Source organism: Variovorax sp. J31P207 (assembly GCF_030316965.1).
In the GTDB taxonomy this organism is placed as follows: Bacteria; Pseudomonadota; Gammaproteobacteria; order Burkholderiales; family Burkholderiaceae_C; genus Variovorax; species Variovorax ginsengisoli_B.
Genome location: NZ_JASZYN010000016.1, coordinates 138638 through 157972 on the forward strand (window position 1 = coordinate 138638; position 19335 = coordinate 157972).

At 62.3% G+C, this 19335-nt stretch carries 19 protein-coding genes and 4 pseudogenes; 8 read left to right on the top strand and 15 right to left on the bottom strand.

Features of this window, described 5'->3' with window-relative positions; translation table 11 throughout:
- Positions 1-59: 59 nt before the first annotated feature.
- Positions 60-1025 carry a LysR family transcriptional regulator gene (locus tag QTI68_RS34495; RefSeq protein WP_503011785.1) on the top strand — a complete coding sequence of 322 codons (966 nt, stop codon included), beginning with the start codon at positions 60-62 and terminating at the stop codon, positions 1023-1025.
- A gap of 55 nt (positions 1026-1080) precedes the next feature.
- Here the strand turns inward: QTI68_RS34495 and QTI68_RS34500 are convergent, their stop codons facing one another.
- The 10 genes from QTI68_RS34500 to QTI68_RS34545 form a co-directional block, all read right to left on the bottom strand.
- Positions 1081-2073: a Bug family tripartite tricarboxylate transporter substrate binding protein gene (locus QTI68_RS34500; RefSeq protein WP_286528405.1), complete on the bottom strand. Its 993-nt coding sequence runs from the start codon at positions 2071-2073 to the stop codon at positions 1081-1083.
- A gap of 255 nt (positions 2074-2328) precedes the next feature.
- A complete protein-coding gene (locus QTI68_RS34505; protein WP_286528407.1) occupies positions 2329-2979 on the bottom strand; it encodes a 3-oxoacid CoA-transferase subunit B in 651 nt (216 codons plus the stop codon).
- Complete coding sequence (locus QTI68_RS34510) at positions 2972-3631, bottom strand: 3-oxoacid CoA-transferase subunit A (protein WP_286528408.1); 660 nt, start codon at positions 3629-3631, stop codon at positions 2972-2974. Before QTI68_RS34510 ends, QTI68_RS34505 begins: the two co-directional genes overlap by 8 nt.
- A gap of 38 nt (positions 3632-3669) precedes the next feature.
- Positions 3670-5196, bottom strand: coding sequence for a UxaA family hydrolase (locus tag QTI68_RS34515; RefSeq protein ID WP_286528409.1), 1527 nt, complete (start codon positions 5194-5196; stop codon positions 3670-3672).
- Between the two features lie 112 nt (positions 5197-5308).
- Positions 5309-6625: an MFS transporter gene (locus tag QTI68_RS34520; RefSeq protein ID WP_503011786.1), complete on the bottom strand. Its 1317-nt coding sequence runs from the start codon at positions 6623-6625 to the stop codon at positions 5309-5311.
- A 211-nt stretch (positions 6626-6836) separates the two neighbouring features.
- A complete protein-coding gene (locus tag QTI68_RS34525) occupies positions 6837-7937 on the bottom strand; it encodes an enoyl-CoA hydratase/isomerase family protein (RefSeq protein WP_286528410.1) in 1101 nt (366 codons plus the stop codon).
- Positions 7938-8021: 84 nt separating this feature from the next.
- Entirely contained in the window at positions 8022-8948 is a 927-nt protein-coding gene (gene kce / locus QTI68_RS34530; protein ID WP_286528412.1) for a 3,5-dioxohexanoate:acetyl-CoA acetone transferase, read from the bottom strand.
- A gap of 26 nt (positions 8949-8974) precedes the next feature.
- Entirely contained in the window at positions 8975-9937 is a 963-nt protein-coding gene (locus tag QTI68_RS34535) for a 3-hydroxyacyl-CoA dehydrogenase (RefSeq protein ID WP_286528413.1), read from the bottom strand.
- Positions 9938-10103: 166 nt separating this feature from the next.
- Positions 10104-10883 carry an SDR family oxidoreductase gene (locus tag QTI68_RS34540; protein WP_286528415.1) on the bottom strand — a complete coding sequence of 260 codons (780 nt, stop codon included), beginning with the start codon at positions 10881-10883 and terminating at the stop codon, positions 10104-10106.
- 27 nt (positions 10884-10910) lie between these two features.
- The gene (locus tag QTI68_RS34545) at positions 10911-11786 is read right to left on the bottom strand and encodes an SMP-30/gluconolactonase/LRE family protein (protein ID WP_286528416.1); all 876 of its coding nucleotides are present in this window, start codon (positions 11784-11786) and stop codon (positions 10911-10913) included.
- Between the two features lie 280 nt (positions 11787-12066).
- On the opposite strand from QTI68_RS34545, the gene QTI68_RS34550 reads away from it, so the two are divergent.
- Positions 12067-12852 (top strand): GntR family transcriptional regulator, encoded by a 786-nt coding sequence (locus QTI68_RS34550; protein WP_286528418.1) that lies wholly within the window; start codon positions 12067-12069, stop codon positions 12850-12852.
- Here the strand turns inward: QTI68_RS34550 and QTI68_RS34555 are convergent.
- The 3 genes from QTI68_RS34555 to QTI68_RS34570 all read right to left on the bottom strand — a co-directional run bounded on the left by QTI68_RS34555 (position 12769) and on the right by QTI68_RS34570 (position 15701).
- The gene (locus QTI68_RS34555) at positions 12769-13617 is read right to left on the bottom strand and encodes a phytoene desaturase family protein (protein WP_286528420.1); all 849 of its coding nucleotides are present in this window, start codon (positions 13615-13617) and stop codon (positions 12769-12771) included. The genes QTI68_RS34550 and QTI68_RS34555 overlap by 84 nt on opposite strands.
- 136 nt (positions 13618-13753) lie before the next feature.
- Positions 13754-13966 carry a tripartite tricarboxylate transporter substrate-binding protein gene (locus QTI68_RS34560; RefSeq protein WP_286528421.1) on the bottom strand — a complete coding sequence of 71 codons (213 nt, stop codon included), beginning with the start codon at positions 13964-13966 and terminating at the stop codon, positions 13754-13756.
- Positions 13967-14639: 673 nt separating this feature from the next.
- Positions 14640-15701 (bottom strand): fumarylacetoacetate hydrolase family protein, encoded by a 1062-nt coding sequence (locus QTI68_RS34570; RefSeq protein WP_286528425.1) that lies wholly within the window; start codon positions 15699-15701, stop codon positions 14640-14642.
- A gap of 173 nt (positions 15702-15874) precedes the next feature.
- Between QTI68_RS34570 and QTI68_RS34575 the strand changes: the two genes are divergently transcribed.
- The 4 genes and pseudogenes from QTI68_RS34575 (at position 15875) to QTI68_RS34590 (ending at position 17301) form a co-directional block, all read left to right on the top strand.
- Entirely contained in the window at positions 15875-16027 is a 153-nt protein-coding gene (locus tag QTI68_RS34575; protein WP_286528428.1) for a hypothetical protein, read from the top strand.
- Positions 16028-16054: 27 nt separating this feature from the next.
- Positions 16055-16384 (top strand): ATP-binding protein, encoded by a 330-nt coding sequence (locus QTI68_RS34580; RefSeq protein ID WP_286528429.1) that lies wholly within the window; start codon positions 16055-16057, stop codon positions 16382-16384.
- A 19-nt stretch (positions 16385-16403) separates the two neighbouring features.
- Positions 16404-16898 (top strand): annotated as a pseudogene (locus tag QTI68_RS34585) (thiolase family protein); the annotation flags it as partial.
- Between the two features lie 70 nt (positions 16899-16968).
- Positions 16969-17301: a transposase gene (locus QTI68_RS34590; protein ID WP_286528442.1), complete on the top strand. Its 333-nt coding sequence runs from the start codon at positions 16969-16971 to the stop codon at positions 17299-17301.
- On the opposite strand, the pseudogene QTI68_RS34595 reads toward QTI68_RS34590, so the two are convergent.
- Positions 17278-17580, bottom strand: a pseudogene (locus QTI68_RS34595) (IS3 family transposase); the annotation flags it as partial. The gene QTI68_RS34590 and the pseudogene QTI68_RS34595 overlap by 24 nt on opposite strands.
- 64 nt (positions 17581-17644) lie before the next feature.
- Here QTI68_RS34595 and QTI68_RS34600 point away from each other — a divergent pair.
- On the top strand, positions 17645-18511 hold the full coding sequence (locus QTI68_RS34600) for an IclR family transcriptional regulator (protein WP_286528432.1): 867 nt from the start codon (positions 17645-17647) through the stop codon (positions 18509-18511).
- Between the two features lie 251 nt (positions 18512-18762).
- A pseudogene (locus QTI68_RS34605) lies at positions 18763-19020 on the top strand (transposase); the annotation flags it as partial.
- 68 nt (positions 19021-19088) lie between these two features.
- Here QTI68_RS34605 and QTI68_RS40245 read toward each other — a convergent pair.
- Positions 19089-19259: pseudogene (locus QTI68_RS40245) on the bottom strand (hypothetical protein); the annotation flags it as partial.
- Positions 19260-19335 lie beyond the last annotated feature (76 nt).

Genomic DNA, 19335 nt, shown 5'->3' on the forward strand with positions numbered 1-19335 from the left:
TGCGCGAATGGTAGGCACGATCCATTGACTCTCAAATACACACGTGATAAACACAATGTATGTCTACAGCAAACAATAAAGACAACGAGTCCTTGGGAGGGATGGGGAACTTGAGGCGCCTGACCTATTTCGTGGCTGTGGTGGAGACGGGCTCCTTCACTGCAGCCGCGGAGCGCCTGGGAATCACCAAGGCGGTCGTCAGCCAGCAAGTTGCCCGGTTGGAGCGCGAGTTCCGGACCTCCCTGCTGGTTCGCACCACGCGCAAGGTCCAGCCCACCGAAGCGGGACAGGCGTTCTACCTGCGCTGCGCCCTGATCCTGCGCGAGGCCGAACATGCGTTCGAAGAACTGGCCGAGACATCCGCAGAACCGTCCGGCATGCTGCGGCTCACGGCGCCCTTCGACTACGGTGTCGGTGTGGTGGTGCCAGCCATTGCCGCCTTCACCAAGCGCTATCCCGTGTGCAAGGTCGATGCGATCCTGAGCGACCAGACGCTGGACATCATGTCCGGCAATATAGAACTGGCGATCCGCGTCGGCTGGCTGGCCGAAACCAGTCAGCAAGCTCGAAGGATCGGCACATTCAGGCAATTGCTCGTCGCGTCTCCGAACATGGGGGTTCAGGTGGCGCGGCTTACTGGTCCGAAAGACATTGCCGATCTGCCGTTCGTCGCCAATACCGCCTTGCGCGACCATCTCAAGTGGAACTTCTCGCGAAACGAGATCGAGCGCCAGGTCGTGAATGTGCAGGCCTCCATCTTTCTCGATGCGACGCTCGCCGTTCGCGAAGCCGTGTGCCAGGGCGCGGGGCTGTCGGTGCTCCCGGACTATGCGATTGAAGACGAACTCGCCGCGGGGCGCCTGATCCAGGTCCTGCCTCAATGGGGCCTGCCGTCCGGTGGAATCCACGCGGTCTTTCCGGCCGCTCGCTTTCGTCCAGCGAAGGTCCGCGCATTTGTCGACTTGTTAGCGGACAGGGAGCAGCAACGGCAGAAATCCACGTCAACGGCGCAGTCGCCTCGGTGATCCAAGACCTCGACTCCGACTCGACCTTCGGATCTGAGACCCGATAATCACTGCCTCATTCAGCACGAATGTTGTTTCGCTTGGCCACGTCGCCCCAAAGTTTGTAGTTGTCTCGCGTGAGCGTGGCGAGGCGCTCCGATGTGCCGCCGCCTACCATATCCCCATTCTTCACAATCTGAGAGGTGACTGCGGGATCGCCAAGTGCGGCATTCATTGCCGCATTGGCTTTGGTGACGACATCGGCGGGCAACTTTGGCGGACCGTAAAGCCCTACGAACACGGTGACCACAAAGTCCTTGATGCCAAGTTCCGCCGCTGTGGGAACGTCGGGAAGCGCCGGAAGCCGCGTGCTACCGGTAACGAGAATTGGCCGCAGCTTGCCGCTGGAAATGAATGGGATCAAGAGGGACGCCGCATCCATCAAGCAGGGCACCTGATTTCCCACGACGTCTTGGATGGCTGGAGCGCTGCCGCGGTAGGGCACTTGGCTCATCTTCGGCAGGCCAGCTCTCTCCCGGAAGTATTCCATCGCCAAATGCGTGTTGCCGCCATTTCCCGACGAGGCGTAGCTAAACCCCTTTTCGCTTTCTGCCTTGACCCAGGCAACGAAGCCAGCAAGGTTCTTCGCCGGCGATGCAGGATTCACGACCAGTACCAATTGAGATTCCAAGATCAGCCCAATGGGAGTGAACTCGGTCGGAACAGGCGAAGGCGTGGAGTAGGTATGGGGGTTGATGGTGAAACTCGTATTGGCCACCAGAAACTTGTAGGGGTCGTTCGCGCGCTGCACCTCGGCTGCAGCGATATTGCCGCCCGCGCCCGGCTTGTTGTCAATCACGACAGGCTGTGCAAGAGCCGTTGCCATTCCCCGGCTGAGGAATCGCGCGCCGGCATCCGTCAGACCGCCCGGGGGATAACCCACGAGGACGGAAATTGGCTTCATGGGCCATTGCGTCGCCTGCGCGATCGCAGCGAGAGGACGGAAAGCGGACGTCGCCGCGCCGACGGCTGCCAACTTCAACACGCGGCGTCTAGACAGGATGTTCATTGCAGTCTCCTTAGGATCAAATATTGAGTCTCGTGATCTTATATGTGTGATCACACATAGCCCATAAGGGCTTACCCCTGATTGAGCGGCCGAGGCCCGTTGCTCGAATCGACGTTCAGACTGGTGGCGCGCCGACATCGATCCGTTCTTCTGCGCCAGCGCGATCAGTGGCGCGCTCCGAAGACGTCAGCTGCCCAATAACCTATGTCGTGGGCAGGGCCGCAGCAGCCACCAACAAGAATGCGTGCACTTCCATCAAATGCGCATCTCGTGGACGTCATCCGGCACGATCAGATGCGCGCCCGTCGCACCGACTACCTGGTCGACCGTCACGCCCGGCGCCGTCTCGCGCAACATCAGCCCAGCCTGCCCCGGTTCGATGACGGCGAGCTCCGTGACGATCAAATCGACACGCCGGGTCGAGGTGATCGGATAGGCGCACCGCTCGACGAGCTTCGGCGAGCCTCTGGCCGTATGCGTCATTGCCACAATGACCCGCCTGGCGCCCGTGACGAGGTCCATGGCGCCGCCCATACCGGGCACCATGACCTCTGGAATGAGCCAGTTCGCCAAATGCCCCGCCTCGTCCACCTGAAGGCCGCCGAGAACGGTCACGTCGAGGTGCCCACCACGAATGAGGCCGAAGGACATGGCCGAATCGATTGCACAGGCCCCAGGCCCGGCGCCGACTGGGCGGCCGCCTGCGTCAGTAAGATCAGCCCACGCAAAGCCCTCTTCGGGTAGCGGCAGCATGCCGATCAGACCGTTCTCGGACTGAAAAAACACATTCACGCCCTTGGGCAAGTGGTGCGCTACCTGCGTCGGGAGTCCGATCCCCAGGTTGACAAGCTGACCATCGCGAAGCTCTTTCGCGATCCGGCGGGCGATCAATTCCTTGTCACCCATTCGCGCTCTCCTTGCAGACCAGGTACTGGATCAACACGTGGGGCGTCATGACCGCATCGGGCGGGATGACACCCACAGGAACCATGTCTTCCGCTTCTGCGATGACTGTTCCAGCAGCCATCGCCATGATTGGATTGAAGTTCCGAGAGGTCAATGCGTACTCCAGGTTGCCGAGGTAGTCGGCACGCCTCGCATTGATCAGGGCGAAGTCAGCCTTGAGAGGCAGCTCCAGCAGAAACGTCTTGCCATCGACTTCGACCACTTGCTTGCCTTGCGCTGCGAGGGTGCCCAGCCCTGTCTGCGTCAAGACGCCGCCGAGTCCGAATCCCCCGGCCCGGATGCGTTCCACAAGAGTCCCTTGTGGCACCAGGTCGACGCGAACCTCTCCGGCGATCATCTGCCGCTGCGTCTCGGGATTGGTGCCGATATGGCTCGTCACGATTCGACTTACGAGCTTGGCGTCGATGAGCTTGCCGATGCCTACGCCCGGCCGTGCAGTGTCATTGGCGATCACTGTCAGGTCTCGTCTTCCCAGCTTGACGAGCGCGTCGATGAGACGCGGTGGCGTTCCTGCCCCCATGAAACCGCCGATCAGCAGGGTCGCGCCGTCAGATATTAAGTTCGCGGCGTTCGAAGGTTGAATGGTTTTCATGGTTGGCGGATGGATCAAGGTTCGTCCGCTGCGTCAACTCACATCTGAGCGCCGATCATCCACGGCACCGTCTCTTCGTTTCCGAGGCCGAGTTCCTCGCTCTTGGACATCTCGCCTGATGCGATCCTGAGCATGAGCTCGAAGATCTCTCGCCCTTTCGATTCAAGGGTTGCGCCGCCATCCATCACGTCGCCGCAGTTGATGTCCATGTCGTCCTTCATTCGCAAGAACATCTTCGTGTTGGTGGCCAACTTGATCGACGGAGATGGCTTTGCCCCGAAGCACGAGCCACGACCCGTCGTGAAAGCGACCAGGTTGGCTCCGCTGGCAATCTGTCCGGTCGCCCCCATCGGGTCGTAGCCGGGCGCATCCATGAAGACCAGGCCGTGCGTCGTGATCGGTTCGGCGTAGCGGTAGACGCCCATCAGGGCTGAAGAGCCGCTTTTGGCCACCGCGCCCAAAGACTTCTCGAGAATCGTGGTCAACCCACCGGACTTGTTGCCCGGTGTCGGGTTGTTGTCGATGCTGCCTTTCTCCCGGTCCGCGTAATCCTCCCACCACTTGATCAGATCGACGATGCCCTGCCCTACCTCTCGGTTCACGGCGCGTCGCGTCAACAGATGTTCGGCTCCGTAGATCTCGGGGGTTTCGCTCAGGATGGCAGTTCCCCCATGCGCAACCAGGAGGTCGACCGCTATGCCAAGCGCAGGATTCGCGGTGATTCCCGAGTAGCCGTCAGAGCCCCCGCATTGCAGTGCCACGGTCAGGTGAGCGGCAGACACGTCTTCGCGACGGCACTGGTTCGCCACCGGCAGCATCGCCTCCACGGCGGCGATAGCGGCTGCTACCGTCTTGCGCGTGCCGCCCTTTTCTTGAATCACGAGCGGTGCGATCAGCTTGCCGGTCTCGATGCCCTCGGACATGAACATCGCGCCCATCTGGTTGGCCTCGCAACCCAAACCGATGACAACTACACCGGCGAAGTTGGCATGCTTCACGAAGCCGCCCAGCGTCCTGCGCAACTGCTGCACCCCAGTTCCGTTGTGCTCGATGCAGCATCCGAAGCTGTGGGTAATGGGAACGACCCCGTCGACGAACGGATAGTCCTTCAGCGCATCACTCTTGGAAAAGTGCTCGACCACCAGCTTCGTCACCGTGGCGGAGCAGTTCACGGTGCTGACAACTCCAATGTAGTTGCGCGTCGCCACACGGCCATCAGCACGCACGAAGCCCTTGAACGTCGCGGGCCTGGCCGCCGCAGCCGGCACTCTCGCGTCTTGACCGAATGCGTAGTCGCGCTCGAATGATCCCATGGCCAGGTTGTGGGTGTGGACGTGCTCACCGGGCTCGATGGGCTGAGTGGTGAAGCCGATGATCTGGCCGTAGCGCAGGACCGGTTCGCCCAGGGCGACCGGTGCCAGTGCCACCTTGTGCGCTGCAGGCACGTCTGCCGTCACGACCAGGTTGGCGAATTCGGCAAGGACAGTTCCTTTGGCAATGGCATTTCGCGCGATCGCGACGTTGTCGTCCGGATGAAGCTTGAAGGCGAGGGAATCGTGGCTCATATGATTTGTTCCTAGGTCAAATTCGGCTTCTGAGCGAAGCAACCGGGTGGGCAGCGCGACACGTTCGAAGGATCGCCGCGCACACTGCCTCGGGTGAATGTCAGCGCTGAAGTCAGGTCCGTTCCTGTCCTTGTCTCATCCTCGTGCTGGCGAGCGCAGCAACGCTCAGGAGCACCGAGATGATGATCAGGCCGTTGGTGGTGCGGCCAGTCGATTGTTCGATCAGTCCCATGATGGAAGGGCCCACAAAACCACCGGAGATTCCGAAGGTGTTCAGCAATGCCAACCCGCCAGCCAGAGCCACGCCTGCGAGGCGGGACGAGGTGAACAGGAAGATCACCGGTTGCACGACGAAAAACATCGCCGCGGTGAGACTGAAACCTAGAAGTGAGATCACGGGGCCGGCGAACGCTGCGGTCAGTAGCCCGGCGGCCATGACGAGCAACCCGCTGAACAAGAGCTTGCGCCCGCGCTGCGGGGTGTCCGCGTAGCGTGGCAATGTCGCGGCGCCGATCGCAGCTGCGATCCATGGCAGCGAGTTCAACAGGCCGACCTGTACGGGCGAGAGCTTCGCGTAAGTGCCGATGATGCCCGGCAAAAAAAAGATGACCGTATAGACGCTGATTTGGTGGCAGAAGTAGACAAAAATGGCAAGCCAGATTTGAGGATCGACAAACGCGCCTTTGAACGAATGGCCCACGTGGCCAGCCTCCTCTTGCTCGGCGCGCTCGGCGGCGAGGCGTCGCTCGACGTCCAGCGCCTGGGAGCGAGACAGCCACTTTGCACTCGAAGGGCCATTGGGCAGCTTCTTCCAGATCACGATCGCGAAGAACACTGCAGGCAGGCCCTCCAGCATGAACATCCACTGCCATCCGTGCCACCCAAAGAAACCGTTCATCTGCAGCAGAAAGCCGCCCAGCGGGCCGCTCACGATATTCGCCAGGCACACGCCGAGCAGGAAATAACCTGTGGCGCGAGCTCTCTCCTTGCGTCCGAACCAGTAGGTCAGATAGAGCATCACGCCTGGATACAGCCCAGCTTCTGCGGCACCCAACAACATGCGCATGACGTAGAAGGACGTTTCGCCGGTGACGAAGGCCATGCCGGCCGACAGCAGTCCCCACGTCACCATGATCCGCGTGATCCACAGCCTGGCGCCGACGCGGTGCATGATCAGATTGCTCGGAATTTCCATCAGGGCATAGGTCAAGAAGAAGAGCCCAGCTCCCAACCCGTAAGCCGCAGCAGAGATTCCCAGATCGACGGCCAGATAGTTCTTGGCAAGCGCGATGTTGGTCCGATCAAGGAAGCTGATCACATAGGCCGCCACGACGAGCGGCATCAACTTTCGAAACATCAACGAATTCAGCGACTCCGCGGTGTCCGGGGCCGCTGGCCGCCAAGCGTCGGCGGGGGTTGTGGTGAGCATTTGCCTTGGTCTCCAAAGGTGGGGATGACTGCGAGGGCGTCCGTTGGCGAGCGGATGACCACAGAGTGCGGGCCTAACAACAAAGCAGATCGCCAACCCGATGTTGTGATGATATATGTGTGATCACAGATGAAAATGCGGGATTACCCGGAGAGGCCCGGGCACGCGCCGGAACTGCTTTCGAGCGAATTCGCGGGTTGCGTACGCGAGGTCAGCCCACCAGCTGCGCGAGCGGATGATTCGAAGCTGCCCAGGGGCTCTCGAAGTATTCCTGGACGGCTTCGCCAGTAACGTCCTCCAGGCGTCGGGGGCTCCACCGGGGGTTGCGATCCTTGTCCACGACCAGGGCCCGTATGCCTTCCACGGGTTCAGCGGCTGCGCCGGGACGCCTATGGAAACTGTTGTGAATCAGTACGCGCTCGGTGCGAAGTTCGTCGGAGAACGTCAACGATCGGGCTCGACGCACTTGCTCCAGCGCCACACTCATCATCAAGGGGGAGTTTTGACGGATGGCCGCCAGCGCTTCGCGCGCAAAGGAGCGACAGTCTCGTGAAAGCGAAGCCACGATGTCGAGCATGTTGCCATGGGCGAAGTGCTCATCGATCTCCGCTTGGAGGGCGCCCAGTTTGGATGGTCCGGCCTCGATCGCATCGGCTCGCGCCGCATGGTCGATCGCTGGGGAATTGTCCAGCCGGGTGAACGCCGAAATCAGTTCAACCAGCTTGCTGGAAGGCACCTGGATGTCCGCCAGACCGCACATGATCGCGTCCGCGGCATTGACGGACTGGCCGGTGATGGCCAGATACTCGCCGATCCGCCCCGGGCAGCGCGACAAGAACCATCCCCCACCGACATCGGGGAACAGCCCGATCTTGGTCTCCGGCATGGCGAGCATAGAGTTCTCCGTCACGATCCGCAGAGACGCGCGTTGACTCAGGCCCATCCCGCCCCCCATGACGATGCCATCCATCAGCGCGATGTACGGCTTGGGGTAGCAGTGGATGAGGTGATTGAGCCGGTATTCCTCATCGAAGAAAGTGCCGAGAACCGGATCATTCGCCAGCGCTGCATTGCGCTGAAAGCGGATGTCTCCCCCGGCGCAAAACGCCGGGGCCTTGCCGGTCCGCCCTGCCCCCTTGACGACAACCGCGACCACGGAACTGTCCTTTGCCCAGGCCTGGAGCGCCTCCGAGAAGAGCCGCACCATATCCAGATCCAACGCGTTGAGGCTGGCCGGCCGATTCAGGGTCAAAACACCGACGCGACCCACCTTTTCCTTCTGCACAGGTGCGTCTGTCTTGATAGCGTCCATTCGAAAACTCCATTCATGAACTGCAGGCGACAGCGGCCGCACCGCCCCGAAGCGGGTTCGAAGCGCGCGCCGCCTTCAACGCGGCTAGAAATTGACGTTGTCGCCGCCCTTGAGTTGAAGGATTTCCCGGGCATCGTCGGGGGTGGCCACCTCCAGCGAGAGACCCTCGAGAATGCGGCGCATGCGCAGCACCTGGTCGGCGTTGGTCTTGGCCAACTGGCCCGGGCCATCCCACAGGGAATCCTCCAGGCCGACCCGGACATGTCCGCCCATGGCGGCAGACTGCGCGCCGATCGGCATCTGATTTCGCCCTGCCGGAAGCACCGACCACTGGTAGGCATCGCCGAACAAGCGGTCGGCCGTGCGACGCATGTGAAGCACATCCTCAGGGTGTGAACCAATGCCCCCGAGGATGCCGAAGACCGACTGAATGAGAAAAGGTGGCTTGATTAAGCCGCGTTCGATGAAGTGCGCGGCCGTGTAGAGGTGACCAATGTCGTAGCACTCGATCTCGAAGCGCGTGCCGTTGTCGCTGCACGACTGGAGGATGTGCGCGATGTCCGTGAAGGTGTTCTTGAAGATGCGGTCATGGCTGCCGGACAGGTAGGGCTCCTCCCACGCATGCTTGAACTCCTTGAAGCGAGCAAGCATGGGATACAGGCCCATGTTCATCGACCCCATGTTCAGGGATGCGACCTCCGGCTTGAACTCGTGCGCGGGGCGCAGCCGGTCTTCCAGCTTCATCGTTGGCGCGCCGCCAGTCGTCAGATTGATGACCACGTCGCTCGCGGCCTTGATCTGCGGCAAGAACTGCCTGAAGAGTGCCGGATCCTGCGAAGGGCTTCCATCGACCGGATCGCGTGCATGAAGGTGCACGATGGCGGCGCCGGCTTCGGCCGCGCCGATGGCCGACTTGGTGATCTCTTCAGGGGTGACCGGCAGATAGGGCGACATCGACGGCGTGTGGATGGCGCCGGTGACGGCACAGGTGATGATGACTTTGCGGGGCATGCGGTTCTCCAGGGGGTTGAATGTGATTAGTGGGTCGGTGCCTGGCGCTTGTGCGCGGCCAGCGCCATCAGCCGGCGGTCTCGCCAGGCCGAACGGGTGCCGATGTCGGCGATGTCCAGTTGCTTGCGGCGTTCTGCATCGACCCGCGCGAGCGTATCGTCGCCCCAACCAAAGGGCTGGACGTCGACCACTGTCTCGCGGTTCTGCTGGCCGTAGCGCTTCGCGTAGTCCGTGACGCCCGCCGGAGCGTTGAGATCAATCGTCTCGAAAGGACCCATAAAGGACCAGCGCAAAGCGAGGCCGTCCTTGAGCACCTTGTCGATGTCATCGGAGCTTGCGAGGCCCTGCTCGAAAAGGCTGAAGCACTCGTTCAGCACGGCGGCTTGAACCCGGTTGAGGAGAAAGCCATGGATTTCGCGCGTAAGCGTCACAGGCGTTTGGCCGGCTGCCTCGTAAAGCGCATGCGCGCGCTCCATCGCTTTGGGATCTGTCCACGGCGCCGGGCAGAGCTCGACCAACGGGACGAGGTACGGCGGATTCGTTGGATGACCCACCAGGCAACGCCCGCGGCCAGCCAAGTCGGCAGTGAAGGTGGATGCCGGCAGCCATGACGTGGAGCTTGCCAATATCGCCTCTGGCGGGGTCAGCGCATCCAGCTGCGCGAAGATGGCCTTCTTGGCCTCGACCGTTTCGCGAATGTTCTCCTGCACCATCACCACGTCGCGCACCGCGTCGGCCAGATTCGGCTCGCAGCGGATTCGCGCCAGCACGACCTCTGCCGGGTCGTTGAGCAGCCCGTATGCCTCCAGTTCCTTGAGGCGCTCGCCGATGTAGGCCAGGCTCCCGGACATCGTGGCTGCATCAGCGTCGTGCAGACGCACCGGATGACCGCCGCGCGCGAACACGATGGCCCAGGCCCGACCGATCAAGCCTGCACCGACTACAGCGACCGGCTGGGAGGATTGATGAGAGGTGGCTTGTGCGTTCACTTCGATCCCTCCAGCCCGGAATCGACCGAGCGCAGGCATGGAGGGGCCGGGGGCGCGTTGAAAGCGCCACTACCGGCACCATCGAGAAGGGTTGTCAGGGTCATGCTGTGCTCCAGGTGAGTAAAGGTTTAAGGTGAAAAAGGCCCGTTCGGGCATCTCGGTAAGTTCAAGACATCGACTCGACGTTGCCGCCAACACTCAATCTCTCTCCGCTGACGTATCGCCCGGCTGGTCCGGCCAGATAGAGTGCGGCTTGCGCGATGTCCTGCGCTTGGACCATCGTTCGCATCGACACGCGCTCGACGGCACGCTCCTGCTGTTCTTCGAGGCTTATGCCGTTGGCCTTCGCCTTGATGGCGAGCACTCGGTCCTGCCGCTCCCCGGCAACCACGCCGGGGAGAATGGCGTTCACGCGGATCTGGTCCACGCCGAGTTCCATCGCCAAGGTCTCCGTCAGGCCAATGACGCCGAACTTGCTCGCCGAGTACGCCGTGCGCAGTGGAAAACCCAGTTTGCCGGCGGCCGACGAGATGTTGATGATGGCGCCACCTCCTGCCGCTCTCAACAGCGGCACCGCGCGACGCGTGACCAGGAAGACGCCACTCAGATTGATTGCAATCGTCCGATCCCATTCGTCAGGTTCAACCGTCTCGATTCCACCGGTGGGCCCGGCAACGCCAGCGTTGTTGACCAGAATGTCCAACCGATCGCCATGACGCTCGGCCATCGCCGCGAAAAGGTCATCCACCTGATCGCGCTCGGAGACGTCGCAGTTCACGACGGCCCAGTCCGGGTGCGCCTGGCGTGCTCGGGCCATCGCCGCCTCGTCGACATCGCAGATCACGACCTGCGCGCCGGCCTGGTGGAAAGCGATCGCAATCGCGAGTCCGATGCCGCTGGCGCCTGCCGTGATCAAAGCGCGTCGGCCTGAAAGCAGTGCAGTCACGGGGTGTCCTTCGTCTGGAGCCATCGCTCAGCCACCGAAGCGTGGCTCGGGCAACCCCTGGATGCCAAGGTCGTGAATCGCGAACAGGCTGCCGCGTTGAACACCGTCGCCAGGGAATCGGGGCAGCGGCGGGCGGGCCATCGAAGTCACGAAGAGGATGTCGAGATTCGGTCCGCCGAAGCTGACACTCGTGACCTTCTTAACTGGCATCTCGATCACCCGGTCGAGCGAGCCATCAGGTGCATAGCGACAGAGCTTTCCAACGTAGCATTGCGCGTTCCAGACAAAGCCTTCGGCGTCCACCGTCGAACCATCCGTCGCGCAGCCGGGAGACATTCCGAGCTTGGTGAACGTGCGGCGGTTCGCCACGTTGCCCGTCTCCAGGTCGTAGTCGTAGGCCCAGATCTCATCCGACCAGGTGTCGGAAAAATAGAAGGTCTTTCCGTCCGGGCTCCAGCAGGGGCCATTGGAGACGATGATGCCGTCATCGAGCCGATGCAATGAAAGATCAGGATCGAGGCGATAGAGCGAACCGTTCGGACCCGCTTCCTGAGTGTCCATGCTCCCAGCGATGAAGCGTCCGCGCTGATCAACCTTTCCGTCATTCAGCCGATTGTTCGGCTTGTCTGGCTCGGGGTTCACGATCAGCGTGGTATCGCCGGTCTCGAAGTCGAGGAAGTGGAATCCGGTTGCCAGCGACACCACCGCGCCGCAGCCCCGTCGAAGAGCCATCGAGCCGATCTTCTCGGGCACGTCCCAGGCGCGAATCTCGCGCCCGTCGGCGGTGCAGCGGAAGACCCGACAGCCGAAACTATCGATCCAATACAGGCGCTGGTCCTGCACGTCCCAAACGGGACCCTCGCCCAGCGTCGTCTTCACATCAACCAGGACTTCAATGCGCATGAGTGTCTCCTTTTACTTGTGGATGCAATCGGTGGGCCGCCCACTTCAACGACGGCGCTCGCGCAGCCCGACGACGGCCGCCAGCACGACGAGGCCGAGCAGGATCGAGCGCGACGCGAGTCGGTCGCATGATGTGTCCCAGTTTCATTCATCGTGATCGTAATCGCTGTGATCACAGATATGTAATAGGGTAAGCCCTAAGTCGACCCGCCGCGTCCTCCAGATTCACGCGTCTGTGCTAAGAGATCACAGTGAATACGTTTCGTCCTATACTTTGCGCATGGACCTTTCGAGCCTCGTCACCCCCGTCACCCGCCAGACCTTGAGCGGAGATGTCTACAAGCAGCTGAGTGAACTGCTGATGGGCGGGCGCGTGATGCCTGGCGAACAGTTGTCGCTGCGAACGATTGCGCAGAGCCTCGGCGTGAGCGTGATGCCTGTCCGCGAGGCGGTTAACCGCTTGTTGTCGGAGAAAGCGCTCGAGCTGATGCCCAATCGGGTCCTTCGCGTACCGACCATGACGGTCAGCCAGTTCCGCGAGATCACCGACATCCGCGTCAACCTCGAGGGCCTGGCAACTGCCCGCGCCGCCGAGCTGGTCGATGAGAATGGGCTTCGCGAGATCGAGGCAGCGCACGACCGTTTCTTGCGAGAAAGCTTGCTGAAGAAGCCGAATGAAGCGAATTTGATCGCTCTCAACAAGGAACTTCATTTCGCCATTTATCGGCAGGCGCGCATGCCGATGCTGCTCGAAATGATCGAGGCGCTTTGGCTGCGTATCGGCCCCATCCTCAACTACGACTTGCGTTCGGGGTCCGCCCGCGTGACCGAGCACGTTTCGGCCGATCATCACGATCGGATCTTCTCCGCCTTGAGGAACAAGGATGCAGCCGGGGCCAGCAAGGCATTGGCAGGGGATCTCCGAGGAGCAGCTGACTTCATCGTTACAGCGGGCGTGCTGGTTGCCGATGCCGATTCCCCGTCAGCTGTGCCGACGGCCCGCCCCATCCCCGCACCTCAGCCCGCCAAACCCGCAAGGCGGGCCCATGGACTTCCCGTCCGCTAGGTTCTTTCGCGTCACGGTTGGACAAGGCCAGGCTAGGAAAATCACGCCCGCAGCGATTCCAGCAACGCGATCCGTCGGCGCAAAGCCGCTCACCCGATTCAACCAGGCCGCAAAACTGGGTCGACCGTCGGGCCAGGTCGGCATAGCTGATCTCCACAGAGCCCATGGCATACGCACGCGGTTGGCAAAGCAGCTGCAGGCTTCTTTCCCCATGGCGTCGATGGAGCTGTGCGCGGGCTTGGACAAAGTGCGATCCCAGGATAGGCGTCGGCTCATACGCTTTGGATGGGTTTTGACTTCCGCCCCATGGAGAACCGCGCCGCCTGCGGACTCGATGAACGGCACCATCGATTCCGAGAATGCGCTGCCGCCCCCCACAAGATAGTGAGCACCGTTCATGTAATGCTTTGCGAGCATGCAATGCATAGCGAAGGAATTCTTGCTCGGCCCAAGGGTGTAGTCGCCCCAGTTTGCGCAGAGCACGGCAATCAGCTCTTCAATCGAGGTCAAAGACGGCAGTACATCGATGGTGGTCTGGCGCGAATAGCCATGGAACTCCGCGCAGATCTTCTCGTAGAACTTCTCGGCGACCTCTTCAGGCATCGCCTTCTCTGCAAAGAACGGTCCTGACGGCTTCGAGACTTTGCCGATGAGAGAACGATACTCGTCGATGGCATGAGATTCTTTCGGGAACCGGGTCTTGAGAAGCTCCCCATACGCATCGGCGCCCGCCGGAATGTCGTACGCGTTCTCGCCAACCAACATGCGATTGAAGATCGATGGTAGTGCAGACCATTGAATCGCTTGTCGCCCATGGCGGCGATCATCTTCAAGCGGCCAGACTTGACGTACGGCGTCATCGCCAAGAACGCGTCGACGACCAGATCGATCCGGCCACCCATCAGTTCGGTGAAGGTCGCAAACTGCCCATGAAAGGCGCATGCAGCATGTCGAATCCGCCCTCGCGCTTGAGCAACTCGGCGCCCAGGTTCATGCCGCTGCCCGCTCCTGCCGTGCCATAGGTGAACTTTCCAGGGCTCCGTTTGGCATGCGCGATGAGCCCGGCCAGCGAATTGAACGGCGCGTCGGGCCGCGCGACGATCGCGAGTTCCACGCTCGCGATCTGCGTGATGCCCGCCAGCTCCTTGACAGTGTCCTAGGGTAAAGGAATGCGCTTTCCTGGGGTCCGCGAACGCTTCAACTTGCGTTACCACACAGCATTCAAGAGACCCAAGTCTGGGAAGCCGCCGACGCGCTCCTGCAGGACGGGCTGCGTCCCACCATCGAGCGCGTACGCCAAAAGATCGGCAGCGGATCGCCCAACACGGTCAGCCCCATGCTCGAGCGCTGGTTCGCCACGCTCGGCCAGCGCCTGAGCGGCGGCCGCGGCGCCAGCTTGGCCGATCCGAACAACCCGAGCAATGCAAGCGCTGCGACCCGCGGCGAAGCGCAACAGCTTCCCTTGACCATCCTTCAGGCCGCCGAGCAGTTCTGGGACGTCGCTCGGCGCGAAGGCGACCAGGTGCAGATCCAGAAGTTCGAGCAGGCCCGCGTCGCGCTCGATGAAGCCCTCGCCTCCTCGCGCCAGGCGGTATCGGCCATGGAGGCCCAGATGCATGCGCAACAGCAGGAATCCGCGCGCCTGCTCAGCACATCGGAAGCCGAGGTGCGGCGCCTTCGCAAGGCCCTCGACGAAGCCTTCGCGGGCAAAGAGTCGCTTCGCGAGAAGGCGGCGATGAATCTGGCGGCAACGCAACGCAACGCGACGCGAGGGAGGCCGAGGAGCGCTACTTCGCGCACGAGCGTCGCCTGCTGTCCGACGTCGATCGCGAGCGCATGGCGGCGCGGCGGGCCCATGCTGAGCTTGCCAGGGAGCAAAAAGCGCACCCAGCCCATGCCGAGGCGTCACGCACGGCCTTGAGTGCCGTGCAGAAGGCACTTCTGGACGAGAAGACCGTCTCCAGCGTGCCGATTCTGTCCACGGTCGTCCGCACCGTGTCGCCCGGCTGCAGGAAGAACGGTTCCGGGTCGGGCTTGCGCGAGATCGCGACGCCCTCCGGACTGCCGGTGGTGACCAGGTCGCCGCGCGCGAGCCCCGTGCACGACCAGTGCGCGATCATCGCGGGGAAAGTGAAGATCAGATCGGCGCAGCTCGCGTGCTGTCGCACCTCGCCGTTGACGCTCAGCTCGACCTCCATCACCGATGGGTCCGGGATTTCGTCGGCAGTCACGATCCACGGACCCAGTGGCCCCAGGCCCGGGAAATTCTTCCCCAGCAAGATGCTTTGGTTCTGCATCTCCTTGCGCTGCAGCTCGCGCGCGGAGAGGTCGTTGAGAATCGTGTAGCCGAACACGGTCGACAACGCGTCTTTTTCGCTCACGCGCTCGACCGGCCAGCCGATCACGGCCACCGCCTCGATGTCGTAGTCGAACCAGCGCGTCTCCGGTGGCCGCTGCACGATGCTGCGGGTGGGAACCATGCTGTTGGCCAGCTTGACGAAGCCCATCGGGATCTCGGTGTGCGCCTGCACCCCGCGCTCTTTCCAATAGGCGAGCGACTCCTCCAGGTGTGAGCCGAAATTGCGTCCGCCGGCGATGCAGGTCCGAACCTCCAGCGGCACGCGCCAGTCGACTTCGGACTCGGCCCGGAACCAGGCTGCTTCGCCCTCTCGCTGCGCCCACTCGATGGCGACATACGCATGTTGCAGGCCGGACGCACCGGCGTCCATCAACGCGTTCATGGAGACCAGCGCCTGGCTTGGGTCGCGCGCCTCAGCCGCCGCGCGCAGGTCCAGCACCCGCAGGGCCGGTCCATCGGCCAGCACCACGCCCAATCTTTCGCCGTTCATGCGCTTCTCCACGGACGCAAGCAGCGTTCGGTGCTGCCCGGCCACCGCCAAGGAGGCGGGCGTGGTGCCCAGCGACGCGATCGACCCTCCTTGCTTCTGTTGCCTGGCCACGCCGTGGCCACACGATCCCTGGGCGTGTACGAGCAGATCGCGCGTCAGTTGGGAGCTGCGCGATGAACGGCACCACGACCGATCGCATCCGCCGCCATCTGGTGGGCCTGAAGATGCCGCGTGCGCTCGACGCCTTGCAGACCACGCTGTCGCGCATCGAGCAGGGAGAGGTCACCGAGCTGGAAGCCATCGAGGCGCTGCTGGGCGAGGAGTAGACCACGCGCGAGAGCCGGCGCATCAAGATGGCGCTGCAGGCGGCGCGGCTGACCACGGTCAAAAGCTTGTCGGGCTATGACTTCACCTTCCAGCCTGGCTTGGATCGTCACCGCGTCATGGCACTGGCGGGGTTCGAGTTCATCGAGCGGCGTCAGTGCGTGCACTTCCTGGGGCCGCCGGACACGGAGAAGTCGCATCTCGCAATCGCCTTGGGCTTCGAAGCCGTCAAGGCCGGCAAGAGCGTGTTCTTCGCCACGCTGGCCGAGTTGGTCCCCGCGATCACGTCCTTGTTGATCGCGTTGCGCTTCTCGGCGCGGTTGATCGTGATCCAGAAGGCTGGGCCACGCCTATCGTGAAGAACGGCGGGGGTGAGTTGCCCGGGAAGCGGATCCAAGCGTCATCGCGCAGTCGCCGCACGCCTACATGCCGATGTTGCAGACGGCGGAATTCGTGACGCGAAAGTATGCGCTCTCGCGTGAGGAGCAGGATCTGTACGCGTTTGAATCCCAGCGGCGCACGGCGGCCGCCCAGGCCGAAGGCCGATTCGATGCCGAGATTGTCTCCATCACCACATCCATGGCGCTGACGGACAAGACAACCGAGCAAGTGACCTACAAGGAAGTGACGCTAGAGCGCGATGAGGGCAACCGCCCCGAGACCACCCTGGAGGGCCTCGCCAGCCTGAAGCCAGTGATCGAGGGGGGCGTGGTCACCGCCCGCAACTCAAGTCAACTGTCCGATGGTGCATCGGCATGTGTCCTCATGGAGCGCTCGTTGGCCGAGAAGCGCGGACTACAGCCTCTGGGAATTTATCGAGGCATGGCAGTTGCCGGTTGTGCGTATGCGTCCGGCAAAGTCATCTTGATCCCTTCTCGGCGACGTAGGAGCCTCTAGTCCACTTAACTTTCTTGGCGGACACGTGAACACTATCGAGGCGACGGTGAAGGGAGATCGGCGGCGCAGGCGCCGTCACACCGATGACTTCAAGGCGAATCTGGTCGCCGCCTGCTCTCGGCCCGGCGTGTCGATTGCCTCGGTGGCATTGGCCAATGGCATCGATGCGAACCTGTTGCGCCGCTGGATCGAGCAAGGCGGTCAACGGTTGCCCAGCGCCGACTCCGTCGATACGACTGTCGACATGCCGCGGGATCAAGCCAAGGCGGCGTTCGTGCCCGTGCAGATCGGCGCCACGCGCCCGCCAACAGCATCGGACATCCGCATCGAACTCAAGCGCGGCGCGACCACGGTGCGCCTCTCGGACCCATGCGGTTAACGTTCCACGACCCGAATAGCCCAATGCTTTGATCGTTGCAGCAATGCAGCGATCATGAGTGAGGTAGTGCTCGACAGCCGCCTCCTTCTGCGCCTGCGAGTACTTGGGAGCCCGGCCCGCATAGCCCACAGGCAAATCGGAAGGTTGCTCGAATTCTCGGTACCAGCCTTTCAGGGCATTTTTGGTTGGATAACCCAGCTGACGAATGGTTGCCCTGACGCGTTTTCCGAGCTTGATGTACAGCTCGACGGCTCGAATCCTGTCTTCGAACGAATACATGAACTACCTCCTGGTGGTCCAAGTTTTTGTCCGCATCCCCTGATAGGCGCCTATGGCCGGTAGAATGAACTTTTCCGAGACAGATGTCTCAATCTTTTTTCCAGCTTTCACGATGATCGAAACCCCGCCTGCCGAGGGCTCCGCCGACGATTCTTTGGTGCAGGAGGCACCCCAGAGCGCGCTAGCGCGCGGCATCCGCATACTGCAATGCTTCACCACCGCGGAATATGACCTGAGCGGCAAGGATTTGGTCGAACGCTCTGGCCTGCCGAAGGCCACCGCCTTTCGCCTGATCGGCACGCTTCGCGCGCTTGGGCTGGTGCACTATTCGGAGCGACGCGGCAAATACATGCTGGCGCCCGGCGTGCTCAGTCTTGCCTCGCCGCTGTTGGCCAGCATGACGATCCGATCGATCGCACGGCCGCTGATGCAGGAGTTTGCCGACCATGCACAGGGCCAGGTCACGCTTGCATCGAGCACGGACGATGAGCGGCTGGTTTTCATCGAGGCGATCCAGGGGCGAGGGAATTCGGTGTCGCGGCCGGAACTGGGCACATCGGTATCGCTGTCGAAGTCGTCCACCGGCCGAGCCTTCCTAACCCTCTTGCCGCAGGCGCGCCTGGCAGAGGCGGTGCGGGAGATCTTGCGCCAGCACCCCGAGCGAGCAGAGTGGTTGGAGCAAAAGCTCGCGTCGACTCGAGAAGAACTGGCCACGCTAGGCTATTGCCGAAACCAGGGTGAATTGCACCGCAACACCATTGGGGTCGCTGTGCCTGTGCAGCGCCTGATCGATGACCGCCGCTTCGTTTTCGGCTGCACTGTGCCGGCCTACAGACTCTTGGACGAACCCACGCTGCTATCCGACCTGGGCATGCGGTTGGCCACGCTTGTCGACGCGGTGCAGACCGCATTGGGCAATCCCCGCAGGTAGCCATCTTTACGCCCCACGCTCACCTGGCCTTCGCGGCCCGTCAGCGCCATGCCGGGCCAGCGAAGCGCCCGCAGAGCCTGAGCGCCAGGGGCGTGCGTACGGCGTGGAGACGGCGGACGGCACCACGCTCGAGGCGCCTGTCGTGATCAGCGCCATCGGCATCGGCCAGACACTTGTAACGGGCTCGCCATCCCATCTTGAACACAAGCCCAACATGGGCAACGATCCTGTCCACGAAGGAATAGACGGACAACGTCAACGAAGTGACGCAAGCCGGCGCCCTGCTGCAAGGCGAAGAGACCGTGGCCTTTGGAGATGCGGGCTACCGGGGCGTCGACAAACGCGAGGAAGCGCAGGGCCCGAAGTGGAATGTCGCGATGCAGCCTGGCAAGCGTCGGCAACTGGACCCGACGCGCGAGTGGGCACGCATGCTGGAGAAGGCCGAGCAGCTGAAGGCAAGCATCCGCGCCAAAGTCGAGCACCCGTTCCACGTGATCAAGAACCTGTTCCGACCATCCTCATCGAATGCACGGCGGGCAGCCCGAACGGCGCGATCCACATCCTGCACGCTGGCGACGGGCACCTGCCCCCACGGACGATCCTCGCAAGGATCGTTGCAGGCGAACGTCTCGCCGCTACTGCCCGATACCCACTCGCCGTCGATGAGCATTTTGTAGGCGCGGTCGGCATCGGCTGAAAATCGCGTCGGCGCTGTCGCGGGGTCGGTATTGGAAATATGTTGATTCATAAGAAATTTGCTTTTCTCAAAGCCATTGCTTTAGCGGGATGGACAGGTCTTCGAGCGCTGCGTGCGGCACGCGGGC

Coding starts and splice junctions, on each gene's coding strand:
- QTI68_RS34495 (WP_503011785.1), top strand. CDS start 60: ATGTCTACAGCAAACAATAAAGACAACGAGTCCTTGGGAGGGATGGGG.
- QTI68_RS34500 (WP_286528405.1), bottom strand. CDS start 2,073: ATGAACATCCTGTCTAGACGCCGCGTGTTGAAGTTGGCAGCCGTCGGC.
- QTI68_RS34505 (WP_286528407.1), bottom strand. CDS start 2,979: ATGGGTGACAAGGAATTGATCGCCCGCCGGATCGCGAAAGAGCTTCGC.
- QTI68_RS34510 (WP_286528408.1), bottom strand. CDS start 3,631: ATGAAAACCATTCAACCTTCGAACGCCGCGAACTTAATATCTGACGGC.
- QTI68_RS34515 (WP_286528409.1), bottom strand. CDS start 5,196: ATGAGCCACGATTCCCTCGCCTTCAAGCTTCATCCGGACGACAACGTC.
- QTI68_RS34520 (WP_503011786.1), bottom strand. CDS start 6,625: ATGCTCACCACAACCCCCGCCGACGCTTGGCGGCCAGCGGCCCCGGAC.
- QTI68_RS34525 (WP_286528410.1), bottom strand. CDS start 7,937: ATGGACGCTATCAAGACAGACGCACCTGTGCAGAAGGAAAAGGTGGGT.
- kce (WP_286528412.1), bottom strand. CDS start 8,948: ATGCCCCGCAAAGTCATCATCACCTGTGCCGTCACCGGCGCCATCCAC.
- QTI68_RS34545 (WP_286528416.1), bottom strand. CDS start 11,786: ATGCGCATTGAAGTCCTGGTTGATGTGAAGACGACGCTGGGCGAGGGT.
- QTI68_RS34550 (WP_286528418.1), top strand. CDS start 12,067: ATGGACCTTTCGAGCCTCGTCACCCCCGTCACCCGCCAGACCTTGAGC.
- QTI68_RS34555 (WP_286528420.1), bottom strand. CDS start 13,617: ATGTTGGTTGGCGAGAACGCGTACGACATTCCGGCGGGCGCCGATGCG.
- QTI68_RS34570 (WP_286528425.1), bottom strand. CDS start 15,701: ATGAACGGCGAAAGATTGGGCGTGGTGCTGGCCGATGGACCGGCCCTG.
- QTI68_RS34575 (WP_286528428.1), top strand. CDS start 15,875: ATGAACGGCACCACGACCGATCGCATCCGCCGCCATCTGGTGGGCCTG.
- QTI68_RS34580 (WP_286528429.1), top strand. CDS start 16,055: ATGGCGCTGCAGGCGGCGCGGCTGACCACGGTCAAAAGCTTGTCGGGC.
- QTI68_RS34600 (WP_286528432.1), top strand. CDS start 17,645: ATGAACTTTTCCGAGACAGATGTCTCAATCTTTTTTCCAGCTTTCACG.